11 protein-coding genes and 3 rRNA genes are annotated in these 17,937 nt (G+C 62.1%); 2 read left to right on the forward strand and 12 right to left on the reverse strand.

Annotated features, from left to right (window positions below; genetic code table 11):
• Positions 1-43: 43 nt before the first annotated feature.
• The 9 genes from recN to ACQCSW_RS13795 all read right to left on the reverse strand — a co-directional run bounded on the left by recN (position 44) and on the right by ACQCSW_RS13795 (position 12,493).
• Positions 44-1,783, reverse strand: coding sequence for a DNA repair protein RecN (gene recN / locus ACQCSW_RS13755; RefSeq protein WP_426986717.1), 1,740 nt, complete (start codon positions 1,781-1,783; stop codon positions 44-46).
• A gap of 3 nt (positions 1,784-1,786) precedes the next feature.
• Positions 1,787-2,812 carry an NAD kinase gene (locus ACQCSW_RS13760; RefSeq protein ID WP_111906865.1) on the reverse strand — a complete coding sequence of 342 codons (1,026 nt, stop codon included), beginning with the start codon at positions 2,810-2,812 and terminating at the stop codon, positions 1,787-1,789.
• 13 nt (positions 2,813-2,825) lie between these two features.
• A complete protein-coding gene (locus tag ACQCSW_RS13765) occupies positions 2,826-3,638 on the reverse strand; it encodes a TlyA family RNA methyltransferase (RefSeq protein WP_426986719.1) in 813 nt (270 codons plus the stop codon).
• Between the two features lie 2 nt (positions 3,639-3,640).
• Positions 3,641-3,871, reverse strand: a complete 231-nt coding sequence (locus ACQCSW_RS13770) for a hypothetical protein (RefSeq protein WP_426986721.1) — start codon at positions 3,869-3,871, stop codon at positions 3,641-3,643.
• 9 nt (positions 3,872-3,880) lie between these two features.
• Positions 3,881-4,870 carry an HAD-IIA family hydrolase gene (locus tag ACQCSW_RS13775; RefSeq protein WP_426986723.1) on the reverse strand — a complete coding sequence of 330 codons (990 nt, stop codon included), beginning with the start codon at positions 4,868-4,870 and terminating at the stop codon, positions 3,881-3,883.
• Between the two features lie 6 nt (positions 4,871-4,876).
• A complete protein-coding gene (locus ACQCSW_RS13780) occupies positions 4,877-6,628 on the reverse strand; it encodes a hypothetical protein (RefSeq protein WP_426986725.1) in 1,752 nt (583 codons plus the stop codon).
• Positions 6,629-6,950: 322 nt separating this feature from the next.
• Positions 6,951-7,067: ribosomal RNA gene (gene rrf, locus ACQCSW_RS13785) — 5S ribosomal RNA — on the reverse strand.
• Positions 7,068-7,306: 239 nt separating this feature from the next.
• Positions 7,307-10,451: ribosomal RNA gene (locus ACQCSW_RS13790) — 23S ribosomal RNA — on the reverse strand.
• A 518-nt stretch (positions 10,452-10,969) separates the two neighbouring features.
• Positions 10,970-12,493 (reverse strand): 16S ribosomal RNA (locus ACQCSW_RS13795).
• Together the 16S, 23S and 5S rRNA genes form the textbook arrangement of a ribosomal RNA operon.
• Positions 12,494-12,712: 219 nt before the next feature.
• Between ACQCSW_RS13795 and ACQCSW_RS13800 the strand changes: the two genes are divergently transcribed.
• Positions 12,713-12,979 (forward strand): hypothetical protein, encoded by a 267-nt coding sequence (locus ACQCSW_RS13800; RefSeq protein ID WP_426986727.1) that lies wholly within the window; start codon positions 12,713-12,715, stop codon positions 12,977-12,979.
• 16 nt (positions 12,980-12,995) lie between these two features.
• Here the strand turns inward: ACQCSW_RS13800 and tyrS are convergent, their stop codons facing one another.
• Both tyrS and ACQCSW_RS13810 read right to left on the reverse strand, forming a co-directional pair.
• The gene (gene tyrS / locus ACQCSW_RS13805; protein WP_426986729.1) at positions 12,996-14,309 is read right to left on the reverse strand and encodes a tyrosine--tRNA ligase; all 1,314 of its coding nucleotides are present in this window, start codon (positions 14,307-14,309) and stop codon (positions 12,996-12,998) included.
• A gap of 79 nt (positions 14,310-14,388) precedes the next feature.
• Complete coding sequence (locus tag ACQCSW_RS13810; protein WP_426986731.1) at positions 14,389-16,617, reverse strand: HelD family protein; 2,229 nt, start codon at positions 16,615-16,617, stop codon at positions 14,389-14,391.
• A gap of 154 nt (positions 16,618-16,771) precedes the next feature.
• Here ACQCSW_RS13810 and ACQCSW_RS13815 point away from each other — a divergent pair, with 154 nt between their 5' ends.
• Positions 16,772-17,278, forward strand: coding sequence for a GNAT family N-acetyltransferase (locus ACQCSW_RS13815; protein WP_426986733.1), 507 nt, complete (start codon positions 16,772-16,774; stop codon positions 17,276-17,278).
• Here the strand turns inward: ACQCSW_RS13815 and ACQCSW_RS13820 are convergent.
• A complete protein-coding gene (locus ACQCSW_RS13820) occupies positions 17,248-17,898 on the reverse strand; it encodes a DNA-3-methyladenine glycosylase (protein ID WP_426986735.1) in 651 nt (216 codons plus the stop codon). The two genes, ACQCSW_RS13815 and ACQCSW_RS13820, sit on opposite strands and share 31 nt — an antisense overlap.
• Positions 17,899-17,937 lie beyond the last annotated feature (39 nt).

The raw sequence follows: 17,937 nt of genomic DNA on the forward strand, positions 1-17,937 counted from the left end.
AGTGTGCAGGGCGAGGCGCCCTGCGATCAAGGGGTGTCCGCCGTCAGGCCCGCTGCGGCAGCAGTTTTGCGTCGTCCAGCAGCTCCTGGGCGTGTGCCTGGGCCGATTCTGAATCCTCCTGGCCGGCCAGCATCCGGGCAAGCTCCCGCACGCGCTCAGGGCCGTCCAGGAGGCGAACATCACTGGACGTGAACCCGGTGGCGGTGCCGCCGTCGGCCCCTCTGACGGATGTCTTGGTGACGGTGATGTGCTGGTCCGCGAAGGCTGCCACCTGCGGCAGGTGCGTGACCACCAGGACCTGCACGTGCTGCGCCAGCATGGCCAGCCGGCGGCCAATTTCGACGGCGGCCCGCCCGCCGACACCGGCGTCCACCTCATCGAACACAAACGTGGGCACCGGATCCACCGCGGCCAGCACCACCTCGATGGCCAGCATCACGCGGGACAGCTCGCCGCCGGAGGCGCCCTTGCCCAGCGGACGGGCCGGGGCTCCAGAGTGCGGCTGGAGCAGGAACGAGATCTCGTCCGCTCCATACGGTGTCAGCTGCCCGGCGGACTCAAGGGTGATTACCAGGGTGGCGTCCGCCATGGCGAGTGCCTTCAGCTCCGAGCTCACCCGGCCGGACAGGTCCTTGGCAGCCTTGGCCCGGATTTTGCTCACGGCGGCTGCCTGCTTCAGCAGCTCCGCCTCGGTCCGGACCACGTCCGCGTCCAGGGCTTCGATCCTGGTGGAGTCGTCCTGCAGCTCGTCGAAGCGGACCCGGGAATTTTCCGCCCACACCAGGACTTCGTCAATGCTGGGGGCGTACTTGCGGACCAGCGTAGCCAGGGCGGCCCGCCGGTCCTCGATCTCGGCCAGGCGTTCGGGGCCCTCTGAATCCAGGCCGGCCTGGTAGCTGGCCAACTCCGTAGCGATGTCGTTGAGCAGAAAGCCCACTTCGGCCAGCCGGGCGGCGGCAGACCCCAGCTCGGCGTCGTGCTCGGCCACGTGCTCCAAAGTTCTTTTCGCAACGTCCACGAGGGTGGTTGCGTCGCCCGCGTCACCGTAGTCCTCCGCGATGAGCGCCTGGTGCGCCGTGTTCGCCGCAATCCTGAGCTCTTCGACGTTGGCCAATTTCACGGCCTCGGCCTTGAGGGACTCGTCCTCCCCCGGCTGCGGATCCACGTTGCTGATTTCGGCCAGGGCAACCTCCAGCGACTCGGCCTCGCGGAGCCTGTCACGAGCGGCGCTGCGCAGGGTTTCCAGCTCCGCCTGGCTGGCCTTCCAATGGCTGTAGAGCGCCTGGTAGGAGGCCAGCGGGCCCGCCAGCGCATCGCCGGCAAATTTGTCCAGGGCGCCGCGCTGGGCGGCCGCCCCCTTCAGCCTGATCTGGTCCGACTGGCCGTGGACCACCACGAGGGTTTCACCGATCTCCGCGAGGACGCCCACGGGGGCTGCCCGCCCGCCCAGGAAGGCCCGGCTGCGCCCGTCGGCACCGAGGCGACGCGCAAGGATGAGCTCAGCGCCGCCGTCGAACTCCTCGACGTCGGCACCCGCTTCCACCGCCCGTGCAATCGCCGGATGCCCGGCGTCGAGCTTGAGGACGGCCTCCGCCGTGGCGCTCTTCGCACCGCTCCGGACCGCCCCGGCGTCGGACCTCGCCCCCAGGAGGAGGCCGACGGCGGTGACCACCATCGTCTTGCCGGCACCGGTTTCGCCGGTGACGACGCTCAGCCCGGGGCCGAGCGGCAGCGTGGCGTCGGTGATGACGCCCAGATCGCGGATTCTCAGTTCTTCAAGCATGGTTCACTTTGCCGTCGCGGGATCGGTTTGGTCCTCCGGCTGGTCGCCTGAGGCAAGCTGGAGCGGCGGCCTGGGCCGTGGCGTCCGGACGATCGGGATGGGTCCGGTGTGGATGGTCTCCGACTGCGGCACGGGCCCGCGCCAGCCGTGTATGGGGAGTTCAAATTTGCGGACCAGTCGCGCTGAGAATGGTGTCTGGTGCGTCCTGGCCAGCCGGACCGGTGTGGCGGACTTGGTCACTTCAACCCGGGCGCCGGGCGGCAGGTCCACGGAGCGCCGGCCATCGCACCAGAGCACGCCCTGGGCACCGGTGCGAGTGAGGACTTCCACGGCCAGCCGGGACCGAGGCGACACGACCAGCGGTTTGGCAAAGAGCGCATGGGCGCTGATGGGAACAATCACCAGGGCCTCGACCTCCGGCCAGACCACGGGCCCGCCGGCGGAGAACGCGTAAGCCGTGGAACCCGTTGGGGTGGCCACCACCACACCGTCGCAGCCGAAGGAGGTCAGCGGACGCTCGTCCACTTCGGTCACCACCTCGATCATGCGTTCGCGGTTGCCTTTTTCGATCGCGGCCTCGTTCAGGGCCCAGGTGTGCCAGATCTTCTGGCCGCGGACCCAGACCTGGACGTCGATGGTCATGCGCTCTTCCACCGTGTAGTCGCGGCGGGCAATCCATTCCACCGTTTGGGCCAGGTCCGCGCGCTCGCTTTCGGCCAGGAAGCCGACGTGGCCAAGGTTGACGCCCAGCAACGGCACGTCCACCTCCCGCACCAGCTCTGCGGCGCGCAGGATCGTGCCGTCACCGCCCAGCACCATCACCAGCTCGACGTCCGGCAACTGTACGTGGTCGTGCAGGATCTCTACCGGCTGGGTGAGCTGCCCGAAGAATCTTTCCATGTCACGCAGCTCAGACTCCTGCATGACGGGAACAATGCCGGAGTCATGCAACTGGGCGCAGGCTTCCCAGGCGGCCTTCAGTGATTCCTCGCGGCCAGTGTGGGCAAGGACAAGAACTCGCCTGCTCATCGGGTTCCGCTTTCTAGTGGTTCGGCCAGATTCGTCCAAGCAATCCGTCAATGGCTGCGAGGCGCTCTTCGATCTTAGGCAGTTCTTGGGTCATCCTGCGCTTTATCCACAGGAAGTATTCGACGTTTCCGTCCTGGCCCGGCAGCGGACTGGCCGCTAAGCCGCATAAGTCCAGTCCGGCGTCGAGCGCTGCATTGGCAACTTTTTCCACCGCCATGCGTCGTTCGCGCTCTGAATTGACCACGCCGGTGCGGCCCAGCCTGTCCTTGCCGATCTCGAACTGGGGTTTCACCATCAGCACCAGGTCACCACCCGGCTGCGTGCACAGCGCCAGTGGCAGGACCACCAGGGTCAGCGAGATGAAGGAGAGGTCGGCCACCGTGAGTTCGGCCTGTCCGCCGATATCCGCCGGCGCCATGTACCGGACGTTCAGGCCTTCATGCACGGCTACCCGCTCATCGGCGCGGAGCTGCGGGACCAGCTGGTCATGGCCGACGTCGGCCGCCACCACGTGTGCCGCACCGCGCCGCAGGAGCACCTCGGTGAAGCCGCCGGTGGAGGCCCCGGCGTCCAGGCACCTCTTGCCCGCAACCGTGACCTCCGGGAATACGTCCAGAGCGCCCGCCAGCTTGTGCCCGGCCCGGCTGACGTAGCTGTCCTCTTCCGTTCGCTCGACCGACAGGTCTTTGCCGTCGTCTACCTGTTGGGACGCCTTGGACAGAATCTGGCCGGCCGAGCTCACCTTGCCCTCGGCAATCAACGATGCTGCGTGGGTCCGGGACCTCGCCAGGCCGCGGGCGACGAGCGCCTGGTCAAGTCGTGCCATGCTCAAGCTTCTCCCTCGCCGTTTGGGGCCTCTTCGTTCAACGCGTGCAGCAGGGCATCGTGGAGGTCGCTGTAAACAGCTTCATGCTCCGATACGGGCAAGTCTTCGACGCCGCCCAGCGTGGCCATAAGGGCCGCAATGGACGGATCGGTGGTTGCCGGCGCAGCTGTGTCCGGCCATTCCAGCGTTGGCTGGGCTGCTTTCGGATGTTGGGCTTCGTTGAGCTCAGTCATCGGACCAGTCTAATGATTGCGCCACTCGAGTTTGGGCTCGGTGGGCCGGGCGGCGTCAGGGACCGCAGTCCACCAGGCGGCGCAGGCGGCCCGCCACGAATCCAGGTCACTCTCGCTGCCGCTGATCTGGATGGTGTCACCGCTGACCCGCGCGGTGGAGGCCCCGCAGCGGTGCGTTCCGTCAGTGTGGTCCACGGCCGGGTAGGGACGGTGGAGGTCGCTGAGGGAATTGATGATGTAGTCCGGGCGTTCGGCCGTGCGTGCGGCCAGGATGGTGGCCGTGGTGTCGACGCCGGTCAGCACAGCCACCGTGGCAAACCCGGCGTTGTTGCCGCCGAGGATGTCGGTGTCCAGGCGGTCGCCCACCACCAGCGGGCGGTCAGCCGCGAGCCGTTTGGCGGCGGCGTGGAAAAGCGGGGCCTCCGGCTTGCCGGCAACCCGCGGAGTCTGTCCGGTGGCGGCGGCTACTGCCGCCACCAGTGTGCCGTTTCCCGGGGCTATGCCGCGTGCCTGCGGAATGGACATATCGGTGTTGGTAGCGATCCACAGTGCTCCAGCCGAGACGACGTATGACGCCTCGGCCAGATCCTTCCAACCGATCCCGGGATTGAATCCCTGGACCACGGCTACCGGATCCTGATCCTGGCTGTAGACAGGAGTCAGTCCCACCAGCTCGATTTCCTGCGCCAGAGCTGGGCTGCCGGTGATCAGCACCCGCGCTCCGGGGGCGACGAGCGATGCCAGGAGCTCAGCTGCCGCTTGCGAGGAACTGACCACCTGATCGTCGTCTGCCGGTGCGCCCAGTTCACGAAGATGCTCCGCTACCTGCGCCGGAGTGCGTGAGGCATTGTTGGTGACATACCCCAGGCCAATGCCCAAACCTTCCAGTTGCTGCAGCGAGTCCACGGCGCCTGGGATGGCGTGCTGTCCGGCGTAGACCACACCGTCCAGATCCGCCAAAAGGGCGTCAAACAGGGAAATCAGTGGAACTTCAGTCATAGCGGGCTAGCTGTCCCGTCCTTCAGAGTCGCCATCGGTGCCGTTGTTACTGCCGTCTGCTTCGCTGTGCTCGGCGTAGGGCTCTTCTGCGTCGGGCTCGGCCTCACCGGCTTCCAGCTCGTCTGCTTCGACGGAATCCTCATCAGATTCGGCGTCATCGGACTCGAAGAAGTCCGATTCCACGTCATCGATGGCTGCATCCACGCCGGCGGCCTCAACGACAGTCTTGTCCGCGGCTACCTCGGAACGGGCAGCAGGCGTGGAAGCACTGGCCTCGGGGCCTGCGGCAGCGCGCTCCAACAGTCGCCGGCGCTGTGCTTCCTCACGGGCTTCCTCTTCCTCGTCCCAGCCCAGGTCCACGATGTCCGGTTCCTCATCGGCACCAAGGCCAAGGGCATTTTCAGCCACCACGGCCTGCTTCTGCCATTTAGCCGCCTCGTCTTCGCGACCAACGGCGGCCAAAGCATTTGCGTAGGCCCGGAAGAGCCTTGGGCTGTAGGAGAACGCACGGTTCATGTCCAGCTGGGCAATTTCAAGTTCAGCCACGGCAGCGTCCAACTGGCCGAGGTCAGACCGAGCTCCGGCCGCCACGATGGCCAACTCGACTTTGCCGGGCGCGTCCAGGTCATTCGCTTCCTCGGACCGCACCACGTCGAGGGCACGGTCAGGCCGGCCCAGTCCGCGTTCGCAGTCTGCCATCACGGGCAGGTGGACGTTCGAACCGCTGATGCGGCGGTAGGTCCGGAATTCGCGCAGTGCTTCGCCGTAGTGTCCTGCAGCGTAAGCGGTGAGTCCGACGGCTTCACGGACGGCCGCGAGCCGGCCACCACGCCGGCTCGCGGCGAGAGCATGCTGGAAAGCCAGCTCGGGTTCTTCGTCGATCAGGCGTCCGGCCATTACCAGGTGGCGGGCAACCCACTCGGCGCTCTTGTCTTCCAGAGTCTTGATCTGGTGCTGCGTAGCGCGGTCAAGCTCCTTGCCCGTGACATCCTCATCGATTTCCGGGGAACGTTCGCGGTCCGGGCGGTTGGCGCTGCGAAGGTCACGCGCGTTGGGTACACGGGCCGGGCGGTCTTCCGCACGGTCCCTGCCGAACTGGCGGGGGCCGGAATCACCACGGTCGAAGCTGCGCGGGGCGCGGTCCTGGCGGTCACCGAACGGCTTCCGGTTGTCGCCGCCGGAGAATCCACGACGCTCGCCGTCACCCTCACGGCGCAGACGATCACCATAAGGCTTGTTGTCACGGTCGCCGTAAGGCTTCCGCTCTCCACCACCGCTGAAGGGCTTCCGCTCTCCACCACCGGAGAATCCACGACGCTCGCCGTCGCCCTCTCTGCGCGGACGATCACCATAAGGCTTGTTGTCACGGTCGCCGTAAGGCTTCCGCTCACCGCCACCGCCACTGAACGGCTTCCGCTCTCCACCACCGGAGAATCCACGACGCTCGCCGTCGCCCTCTCTGCGCGGACGATCACCATAAGGCTTGTTGTCACGGTCGCCGTAAGGCTTCCGCTCACCGCCACCGCCGCTGAACGGCTTGCGCTCTCCCCCGCCGAAGGTACGACGCTCACCCTCGCCCTCGCGGCGCGGACGATCACCAAAAGGCTTACGTTCACCGGAACCTGGCGCGCGCTTCGGAGCCTCGGAGTCACGGTCTTCGCGGGAACGGAATCCGCGCGGTTCGCCGCCAGAGTTATTATTGCCGCGGAAAGGACCGCGGTCGTTACCGCCGCGGTTGCCGCCGTTGTGCTCAGCCATGGGGATTCCTCCTGTTATGAGCCGACCACTGGCGCAATCGCAGCCGCTCGTTCCGTGTTTCGTTATCCTACGCAACCCGAAATCAAGCGCTTCGAAGTCCGTACATCTCAGTCAATTCTAGGCGAGACCCCACCGACAGATGACATGGATCCGTCTCCAGGCCTCCGTCGTGGGAATGTTCACACCCCCAGCCGACGCTCTCGCAGTTCCTGCAGTGTCCCGGGGACGCAATCGCAGTACCTGGACGGTTGGTGCCGGTGTGGTGGTTAAAGTGGGAGAGCCTCCAGACGTGTGTCTGGAGGCTCTCGACCATTTAATGATGTTCCGGCGGTGACCTACTCTCCCACACCCTCCCGGGTGCAGTACCATCGGCGCTGTGGGTCTTAGCTTCCGGGTTCGGAATGGGACCGGGCGTTTCCCCCACGCTATGACCGCCGTAACCCTTCGACCCGTCACACCCGAAAAGGGGGTGTGTGGGAAATCTGGTTACAACATGCCCTGCAATTGTTGTTGCAGGTGTGGTGTTGTTATTGTGTTGTGTTTTTGTTCCCTGTGCAACGTGCCGTCCGTGGACGGGTTTGTTGTTTGGGAACCACATAGTGGACGCAAGCAGTCTTGTTTTCTTTTTACCGCCCCGTGGTGTAAACCCCTTTTGAAATGGGTTTACGGGGGTGGTGTGTGGTGTAAGTTATCGGCCTATTAGTACCGGTCAGCTTCACGAGTCGTTAGTCCTCGCTTCCACATCCGGCCTATCAACCCAGTGGTCTGGCTGGGGGCCTCTCACACACAAGGTGTATGGAAATCTCATCTCGAAGCGAGCTTCCCGCTTAGATGCTTTCAGCGGTTATCCCATCCGAACGTAGCTAATCAGCGGTGCACTTGGCAGTACAACTGACACACCAGAGGTTCGTCCGTCCCGGTCCTCTCGTACTAAGGACAGCCCTTCTCAAATTTCCTGCGCGCGCAGCGGATAGGGACCGAACTGTCTCACGACGTTCTAAACCCAGCTCGCGTACCGCTTTAATGGGCGAACAGCCCAACCCTTGGGACCTACTCCAGCCCCAGGATGCGACGAGCCGACATCGAGGTGCCAAACCATGCCGTCGATATGGACTCTTGGGCAAGATCAGCCTGTTATCCCCGAGGTACCTTTTATCCGTTGAGCGACGGCCATTCCACAATGTACCGCCGGATCACTAGTCCCGACTTTCGTCCCTGCTCGAGATGTCTCTCTCACAGTCAAGCTCCCTTGTGCACTTACACTCGACACCTGATTGCCAACCAGGCTGAGGGAACCTTTGGGCGCCTCCGTTACTTTTTAGGAGGCAACCGCCCCAGTTAAACTACCCATCAGGCACTGTCCCTGACCCGGATTACGGGCCGAAGTTAGATGTCCAAAGTGACCAGAGTGGTATTTCAACGATGACTCCACCCGAACTGGCGTCCGGGCTTCAACGTCTCCCACCTATCCTACACAAGCCACTCCGAACACCAATACCAAACTATAGTAAAGGTCTCGGGGTCTTTCCGTCCTGCTGCGCGTAACGAGCATCTTTACTCGTACTGCAATTTCGCCGAGTTTATGGTTGAGACAGCGGGGAAGTCGTTACTCCATTCGTGCAGGTCGGAACTTACCCGACAAGGAATTTCGCTACCTTAGGATGGTTATAGTTACCACCGCCGTTTACTGGGGCTTGAATTCTCAGCTTCGCCGTAAGGCTAACCGGTCCTCTTAACCTTCCAGCACCGGGCAGGAGTCAGTCCGTATACATCGTCTTGCGACTTCGCACGGACCTGTGTTTTTAGTAAACAGTCGCTTCCCCCTGGTCTCTGCGGCCCCGATCCCCTCCGGACAGCAAGTGTCCATCAAGGTTGGGGCCCCCCTCCCGAAGTTACGGGGGCATTTTGCCGAGTTCCTTAACCATAATTCTCTCGATCGCCTTAGTATTCTCTACCTGATCACCTGTGTCGGTTTGGGGTACGGGCGGCTAAAACCTCGCGTCGATGCTTTTCTCGGCAGCATAGGATCACCAAATCCCCCCGTGAGGGGGTCCCATCAGATCTCAGGCATCATGAACGGCGGATTTGCCTACCGTTCGCCCTACATCCTTAGACCGGGACAACCATCGCCCGGCTTGGCTACCTTCCTGCGTCACACCTGTTAATACGCTTGCCTCCCAGGATCAGGTCCCGCGCTCCACCAAAACCCTCACACCACAAGGGCGATCGGGCAGGTATCGGGCGGTTAGTATCCCCTGTTCAACATGGACGGTTTTTCGCCGGTACGGGAATATCAACCCGTTGTCCATCGACTACGCCTGTCGGCCTCGCCTTAGGTCCCGACTTACCCAGGGCAGATTAGCTTGACCCTGGAACCCTTGATCATTCGGCGGACGGGTTTCTCACCCGTCTTTCGCTACTCATGCCTGCATTCTCACTCGTGTAGGCTCCACCGCTGGTTTACACCGCGACTTCACTGCCCACACGACGCTCCCCTACCACTCCAGACGCCTGAACCAACCCCACAAAGGGGGCGGCTTAGCTAATTATCTGAAATCCACAACTTCGGCGGTGTACTTGAGCCCCGCTACATTGTCGGCGCGGAATCACTTGACCAGTGAGCTATTACGCACTCTTTTAAGGATGGCTGCTTCTAAGCCAACCTCCTGGTTGTCTTCGCAACTCCACATCCTTTCCCACTTAGCACACGCTTAGGGGCCTTAGTTGGTGGTCTGGGCTGTTTCCCTCTCGACTATGAAGCTTATCCCCCACAGTCTCACTGCTGCGCTCTCACTTACCGGCATTCGGAGTTTGGCTGACGTCAGTAACCTTGTAGGGCCCATTAGCCATCCAGTAGCTCTACCTCCGGTAAGAAACACGCAACGCTGCACCTAAATGCATTTCGGGGAGAACCAGCTATCACGAAGTTTGATTGGCCTTTCACCCCTACCCACAGCTCATCCCCTCCATTTTCAACTGAAGTGGGTTCGGTCCTCCACGACGTCTTACCGTCGCTTCAACCTGGCCATGGGTAGATCACTTCGCTTCGGGTCTAGATCACGCCACTGCAACGCCCTATTCAGACTCGCTTTCGCTACGGCTTCCCCACACGGGTTAACCTCGCGACGTAACACTAACTCGCAGGCTCATTCTTCAAAAGGCACGCCGTCACACCCATACAGACAAGCTGCAGATGCTCCGACGGATTGTAAGCACACGGTTTCAGGTACTGTTTCACTCCCCTCCCGGGGTACTTTTCACCTTTCCCTCACGGTACTGGTCCGCTATCGGTCATTAGGGAGTATTTAGGCTTATCAGGTGGTCCTGACAGATTCACACGGGATTTCTCGGGCCCCGTGCTACTTGGGATACTCTCCAGGCGGACAAAACATTTCGGTTACGGGGCTCACACCCTCTCTGGCCGGCCTTTCAAGACCGTTCACCTATGCCTGCACATCACACCTCACTGTCCCGGCAGAGACAGTACGGAAAGTCCCACAACCCCGACCATGCAACGCCCGCCGGCTATCACACATGGAACGGTTTAGCCTGATCCGCGTTCGCTCGCCACTACTGACGGAATCACTATTGTTTTCTCTTCCTGCGGGTACTGAGATGTTTCACTTCCCCGCGTTCCCTCCACGCACCCTATGTGTTCAGATGCGGGTCACCAGGCAGCTCGCGCCCCTGGCGGGGTTTCCCCATTCGGACACCCTGGGATCACAGTCCGGTTATCGACTCCCCCAGGCTTATCGCAGATTCCTACGTCCTTCTTCGGCTCCTAATGCCAAGGCATCCACCGTGTGCTCTTAAAAACTTGACCACAAAAGATCAAAAACGCTAATTTTCGAGAGAACCACGGAAACCACCCACACCCAAAGGTGCAGACAGATCCAGGTTCATATTCTTGGAAATTGCTTCTTATAAAAGATGCTCGCGTCCACTATGTAGTTCTCAAACAACAACCCCATACCACACACCCCACACACAGGCCCCCAAAAGAGCCAAACGCGCATGATCGATGCAGCCAGGAAACCAGAAACAAACAAACCCGACAGACACAACCGCAACCCGAAAGCCACGACCCCATCCCCCGGCCCTGTTGCCTCAGGACCCAACAGTGTGCCAAACACTAAACCACCCACCCCACACCCACACCGTTCCAGGACACCCTCAAGAGGGGATCCGTACTGGGCAAGGAGCAAAACAAGCGGCCGCTATTCATTGATATTCCACCCTTGAGCACCCGCCGCAGAACTAGCGTCTGCGCAACGGGCATATACTCCTGACAAACCCCCCACCCCACATACATGAGGCAGCTGATCTGTAGGTGCTCCTTAGAAAGGAGGTGATCCAGCCGCACCTTCCGGTACGGCTACCTTGTTACGACTTAGTCCCAATCGCCAGTCCCACCTTCGACAGCTCCCTCCCACAAGGGGTTAGGCCACCGGCTTCGGGTGTTACCAACTTTCGTGACTTGACGGGCGGTGTGTACAAGGCCCGGGAACGTATTCACCGCAGCGTTGCTGATCTGCGATTACTAGCGACTCCGACTTCATGGGGTCGAGTTGCAGACCCCAATCCGAACTGAGACCGGCTTTTTGGGATTAGCTCCACCTCACAGTATCGCAACCCTTTGTACCGGCCATTGTAGCATGCGTGAAGCCCAAGACATAAGGGGCATGATGATTTGACGTCGTCCCCACCTTCCTCCGAGTTGACCCCGGCAGTCTCCTATGAGTCCCCGCCATAACGCGCTGGCAACATAGAACGAGGGTTGCGCTCGTTGCGGGACTTAACCCAACATCTCACGACACGAGCTGACGACAACCATGCACCACCTGTAAACCGACCGCAAGCGGGGCACCTGTTTCCAGGTATTTCCGGTTCATGTCAAGCCTTGGTAAGGTTCTTCGCGTTGCATCGAATTAATCCGCATGCTCCGCCGCTTGTGCGGGCCCCCGTCAATTCCTTTGAGTTTTAGCCTTGCGGCCGTACTCCCCAGGCGGGGCACTTAATGCGTTAGCTACGGCGCGGAAAACGTGGAATGTCCCCCACACCTAGTGCCCAACGTTTACGGCATGGACTACCAGGGTATCTAATCCTGTTCGCTCCCCATGCTTTCGCTCCTCAGCGTCAGTTAATGCCCAGAGACCTGCCTTCGCCATCGGTGTTCCTCCTGATATCTGCGCATTTCACCGCTACACCAGGAATTCCAGTCTCCCCTACATCACTCTAGTCTGCCCGTACCCACCGCAGATCCGGAGTTGAGCCCCGGACTTTCACGGCAGACGCGACAAACCGCCTACGAGCTCTTTACGCCCAATAATTCCGGATAACGCTTGCGCCCTACGTATTACCGCGGCTGCTGGCACGTAGTTAGCCGGCGCTTCTTCTGCAGGTACCGTCACTTTCGCTTCTTCCCTACTGAAAGAGGTTTACAACCCGAAGGCCGTCATCCCTCACGCGGCGTCGCTGCATCAGGCTTTCGCCCATTGTGCAATATTCCCCACTGCTGCCTCCCGTAGGAGTCTGGGCCGTGTCTCAGTCCCAGTGTGGCCGGTCACCCTCTCAGGCCGGCTACCCGTCGTCGCCTTGGTGAGCCATTACCTCACCAACAAGCTGATAGGCCGCGAGTCCATCCAAAACCACAATAAAGCTTTCCACCCCCCACCATGCGATGAGGAGTCATATCCGGTATTAGACCCAGTTTCCCAGGCTTATCCCAGAGTTAAGGGCAGGTTACTCACGTGTTACTCACCCGTTCGCCACTAATCCACCAGCAAGCTGGCATCATCGTTCGACTTGCATGTGTTAAGCACGCCGCCAGCGTTCATCCTGAGCCAGGATCAAACTCTCCGTTGAAGTAAAACAAAAACGAACACAACCACCAACCCCGGAAATAACAGGATAAAATGGCTGCAAAATTTGAAACCAGCTGTAAAAACCAGACCCAACCACGGGGTGGCGGACCTGGCCAAAACAACCAATCAATAAAACAATTGGTATCAACAAACTTGGCACACTATTGAGTTCTCAAACAACAGACACATTCGAATAATTCCCGAAACAATTCATATTCAAATGAATTCTTTTATTTCGCTTTTCTTCGCTGCGATGTTTATAGCTTATTTCATTCTTATTCACTTTGCAAATCCGGGTTATTTTCCCGATATTCACTCTGTGGAACGAATCCGCCCATCAGAAATTGAAGCTTTTCATCATTTTCGTGCTTTGCACACGATGAATTGCTTCTCTTGTGGAGGGGGTTTATCGCCACTCAGCGGCGGCGACTCAGAAAACAATACACGCTCCCCCGCGGCCGTGCAAATCGGCTGCGGAGGAGCGTGAATTGGGCTTGGGAAGGCTAAGGAACCAGGACTTCGACAGTCGCGAGATTCTTCTTGCCGCGGCGCAGGAGCAGGTACTGGCCATGCAGCAGCTCCGACTCGGAGATGACAGCTTCCGGGTCGGACACCTTCTCGTTGTTTACATAGGCGCCGCCTTCGCCGACAGTCCGCCGTGCCGCCGACTTGCTCTCCGACAGGCCAGATGCCACCAACAGATCAATGATCCCGAGGCCATCCACCTGGATGCGGGCGGACGGAAGCTCTGATGTGGCTGCTTCCAGCGTTGGCCGGTCCAGGGCGGACAGGTCACCGTTGCCAAAGAGGGCAGCAGATGCGGCGATGACTTTCTCTGTTGCCTCCACACCGTGGACGAGGGAAGTCACTTCGTATGCCAGCTTCCGCTGGCCTTCCCGTGCGAAGGGGCGCTCGGCCACAGCGACTTCAAGCGTTTCGATCTCCGCGCGGCTGAGGAAGGTGAAGACCTTAATCCGGTCCACTACGTCAGAGTCGGCGGTGTTCAGCCAGAACTGGTAGAAGGCGTACGGGCTGCACATGCCGGCGTCGAGCCAGATGGCGTTGCCTTCGCTCTTGCCGAACTTGGTGCCGTCCGAATTGGTGATCAGCGGCGTGCCCAGGGCGTGCACGCTCTTACCCTCAACCTTGCGGATGAGTTCAGTGCCGCTGGTGAGGTTGCCCCACTGGTCCGAGCCGCCGGTCTGCAGCATGCAGCCGTAGTCGCGGAACAGCTGGAGGTAGTCCATGCCCTGCAGGATCTGGTAGCTGAATTCCGTGTAGCTGATGCCTTCGTCCGAATTGAGGCGGGAAGCGACAGCATCCTTGCGAAGCATGGTGCCGACCCGGTAGTGCTTTCCGATCTCGCGCAGGAAGTCGATGGCGCTCAACGGCGCGGTCCAGTCGAGGTTGTTGACCATGCGGGCGGCGCTGGGGCCATCGAAGCTGAGGAATCGGCGGACCTGGGCCTGGAGGTAGCCCACCCATTCATTGACGGTGTCCTTGGTGTTCAGCGTGCGCTCGGCGGTGGGCCGCGGATCGCCGATCAGTCCCGTGGATCCGCCCACCAGCCCCAGCGGCTTATGCCCGGCGAGCTGCAGCCGGCGCATGACGAGGAGTTGGACCAGGTTTCCCAGGTGCAGGCTCGGCGCGGTGGGGTCGAATCCGCAGTAATAGGTGATCGGATCACCGGCGAGGAGCTTTTCCAGTTCCTCTTCATCGGTGGAGACGTGGACAAGGCCGCGCCACTTCAGTTCCTGCCAGACATTGGCGAAGGTGGGGTCGTTCTGCTGGGATTCGAGATCGTTGAGTTCTGACACGACTTCTAAGTTAGCAGGATCGGCGACGCCCGGCGCCGAAATGAACGGCGCCGGGCGTCAAGGGGCAAAGCGAACCGGCTCAGTCTTCTATGCCGGCCGGAATACCTTCCGCGGCGATCAGCCTGAGCCGCTGAGTGGGCCGGGTCATGGCGACGTACAAATCGCCCACGCGGCCGTGCTCGTGGTTGAGCATGACGGACGGCTCAAGGACCACAACGCCGTCGAACTCCAGGCCCTTGGCCTCGCGCGGGCTGATGACCACGATGTCCTGCACGTAGCTGCCTGCCCCGTTGCCGATGCGCCGGCCGTACACGGCACGCAGCGCTGACGTTGCTGCGGGCAGAAGGTCGCCGTCGGCAATCACGGCCAGGAGGCCGCCGTCGAGCGCTGCCAGCTCCTCGGGGAGCACCTCTACCAAACGGCTCACCACCTGTCCGTGGTCAACTTTGTCGATGACAGGGGCCCAACGGCCCTCACGGACGGCCTTCGGCGCGGAAACCACGAGTCCGGCGGCGTTGGCCATGCGGGCGGCGGCTTCGGCGATCTGCGAGGGCGTCCGGTAGTTGACTGTCAACTCCTCCAACTGCCAGCGGTCACCGAACATGGGCGCAAGTGCCCCCTGCCAGGAGTTGGCGCCGGCAACTGAACTGGTCTGCGCGATATCGCCCACGATGGTGAAGGATTTCAGCGGGCAACGGCGGACCAGCAGGCGCCATTGCATCGGCGAAAGCTCCTGCGCCTCATCCACCACGATGTGGCCGAAGGCCCACGTACGGTCGCTGGTGGCGCGCTCTGCGGCCGTCTGGCGGTTCTCGCGCTCCTGGTTCTGGTCGGCGAGTTCCTCGGCGGTGATGAGGACGTCGACACCCATGTCCCCCATGTTCACCAGCGTCTGCTTGGCGTTGGCAAGGTCCCGGGCACGGTCGTGCTCCTGCTGTGCAAGTCCACGTCCGGCGGCCGGGTCCAGTTCCCCGAGGAGCTCGGCGGCTTCGTCCAGAAGCGGGACATCGGCCTCGGTCCAGGGAGCATCAGCTGGGCGCAGCAGCAGCGACTGCTCCTTAAGGGACAGCTGCGGTGTGCAGGCCGCCAGGACTGCGGGCTTACTCAGAAGCTCAGTAATCAGCTTCTCCGGAGTCATCGGCATCCAGCACAGGTTCAGGACGATCCGGACGTCGCGGGCCGTTCGGACATCTTCGGCCAGATACGAGCGGTCGGCATTGTTGCCGATGCTCCCGGCCTCCACGAGATCGGTGATCTGCTCGGTCAGCTCGCGGAGCAGAATCTTGATGAACGTCAGGCGTGCCTCGTTGTGGGGCTTGCCGGTGGACCGGGCACGTTCGCGCGCACGGCTTACCTGCCGCCGCGTCAGCACCAGCTTGCGGCCGTCAACGTCCAGGACACGGTCTTCGGCAGGGATCCGCTGCCGGTTCGCCACCGCATTGGCCACAACCTTCACCATGTCCAGCCGCCCCTTGATGGCCGCGACCTCTGCCTCGGGTTCAGCAACCGCCTTGATCCCCGGCATCAGGCGACCCACGCTGGCCATGACCACGCCGGTCTCACCGAGCGATGGAAGAACACGTTCGATGTACTTCATGAACGACGACGACGGGCCCACCAGCAGCACACCGGCAGTCTTCAGCCGTTCCCGGTGCGTGTAAAGCAGGTACGCGGCCCGGTGCAGTGCCACAGCAGTTTTACCGGTACCGGGACCACCCTGCACCACGAGGGCACCGGAAATGGATGACCGGATGATGCGGTCCTGCTCGGACTGGATGGTGCCGACGATGTCGGACATCCGGCCGGTGCGCTTGGAATCCAGCGCCGCCAGCAATGCACCTTCGCCCTGCAGCGAGGCGTCGTCCGCGAGCATGTCCGCATCAAGGACGTCATCCTCGATGGCCTTGACTTCCCGGCCTTGCAGAATCAGGTGCCGCCGGCGGCGGACGCCCTGCCGGTCAAACGCCGTTGCCTGATAGAAGTGGCCGGCCTCGGGCGCGCGCCAGTCCACCATGAGCCGCTGGAGGTCATCGGTGGTCAGGCCGATGCGCCCAATGTACTGGGCCTCTCCGGAATCCAGGTCGAGGCGGCCGAAGACCAAGCGGTCATCGACGGCGTCGAGCTGGGCGAGGCGGTCCTCGTAGAGCGCGGCGAAGGCGTCGCGTTCGGAAACATTCTGCATGGTGCCCACGGCACCGGCCCGGCGGACCTGCGCCAACTGCTGGCGCTTTTCCGTGCGGAGCTCTTCCAGCCGCGCATACAGGCCGGCAACATAGTCCCGTTCGTGGGCCAAATCGGCGTCGAGCATTAAACGTTCCCCTATCGCAAAAGACAGACCGTCCATTCTACAACCATTTCGGGTAACCCGCCCGCCGGTCCCCTGCCCCGGAAGTAACCCAATGTTCACTTTCAGGCCGCACACATCCGTAGCTGCGCCGCCGCGTGAGTGATTCAATGCTGCAATGCACCACGAGAGCGTCCTGACCGGATACGGGCTTTCCCTACTTCCGTTGGCTCCGCACCATGCCGAAGGGCTGTTTGACTTCGTGGACGCCACGATGTGGGCAGGAATGGCCGCGCCCCTGCCGGCCACTGCGCACGAGCTTTCAGGACTGTTTGCGGCCAGGATTGAGGACCCGGCCAGCCTGGCCTTCGCCGTGTTGGACCAGCGGACCGGGGCCCTCCTGGGCACAACCGCCCTGAATGCCTTCGAGGCCGCCCAGCAACGCGTGGAAGTGGGCGGCACTTTCTTTGGACGGCAATTCTGGGGCACTCAAGTAAATCCGCCAGCAAGCACGCCCTGCTTGAGTTTGCGTTCGAAGTCCTTCAAGTGCAGCGGGTTGCGTTTCGCTGCGATGCACGCAGTGTGCGCAGCGCCGCAGCTCCAGCACCGGTTGGAGCCCTTCGCACTGGCGGGAGACCCCACGGGCGGGACGGACTATGCCCGGCGCACCTTCGCCGCCTTGTAGCGGGACACGGTGGGATCGCCTGGCAGCCAGAAGCGCCATGGAAACGTCGCGGAGCCGCCGTCGCCGGAGACGCCTACCCTCGGCCCGGACATGAATTCCATGGCAGGAACCGAAGGCAGCCGCAGCTCGAAGGGGTCAGCCAGCGCATCCCGGCCGCTGTCGGCAGTGGTGAGGGCCAGGGTGGTGGCCAGCCGGGCCGGGCCGCTCGCCAGGTCGAGGGCCGATTTTGACGTCGGACGCCGCACCAGCGCGAGGTGTTGCCCCTCCACCACCTCGCCCGCCCGCAACAGGACGGCTGACGCCGTGCCCGCCGGGCCGCAGACGATGTTGGCGCAGCAGTGCATGCCATACGTGAAATAGACGTAGAGGCGGCCGGCCGGGCCGAACATGGGCGCGTTGCGCGCCGTGGGGCCACGGAAAGCGTGGGAGCCGGGATCCGGATGCGACGAGTCGCCAGGACCCATGTACGCCTCCACCTCGGTAATCCGCACGGCCACCGTTCCCTCGTGGCTGTGGTGGGTCAGCACGGATCCCAGCAGTTGCGGAGCGACACTCCGGGCGTCGCCCGACAGCAGTTCGCGGAGTTGCTCCGGAGCCATAGGGCTGCTGCTGACGGTCATGGTCCGACTCTACCGAACGCCACGGCCGTGTCCGATTTC

The organism is Pseudarthrobacter sp. Y6, assembly GCF_050156205.1.
Taxonomy (GTDB): domain Bacteria; phylum Actinomycetota; class Actinomycetes; order Actinomycetales; family Micrococcaceae; genus Arthrobacter.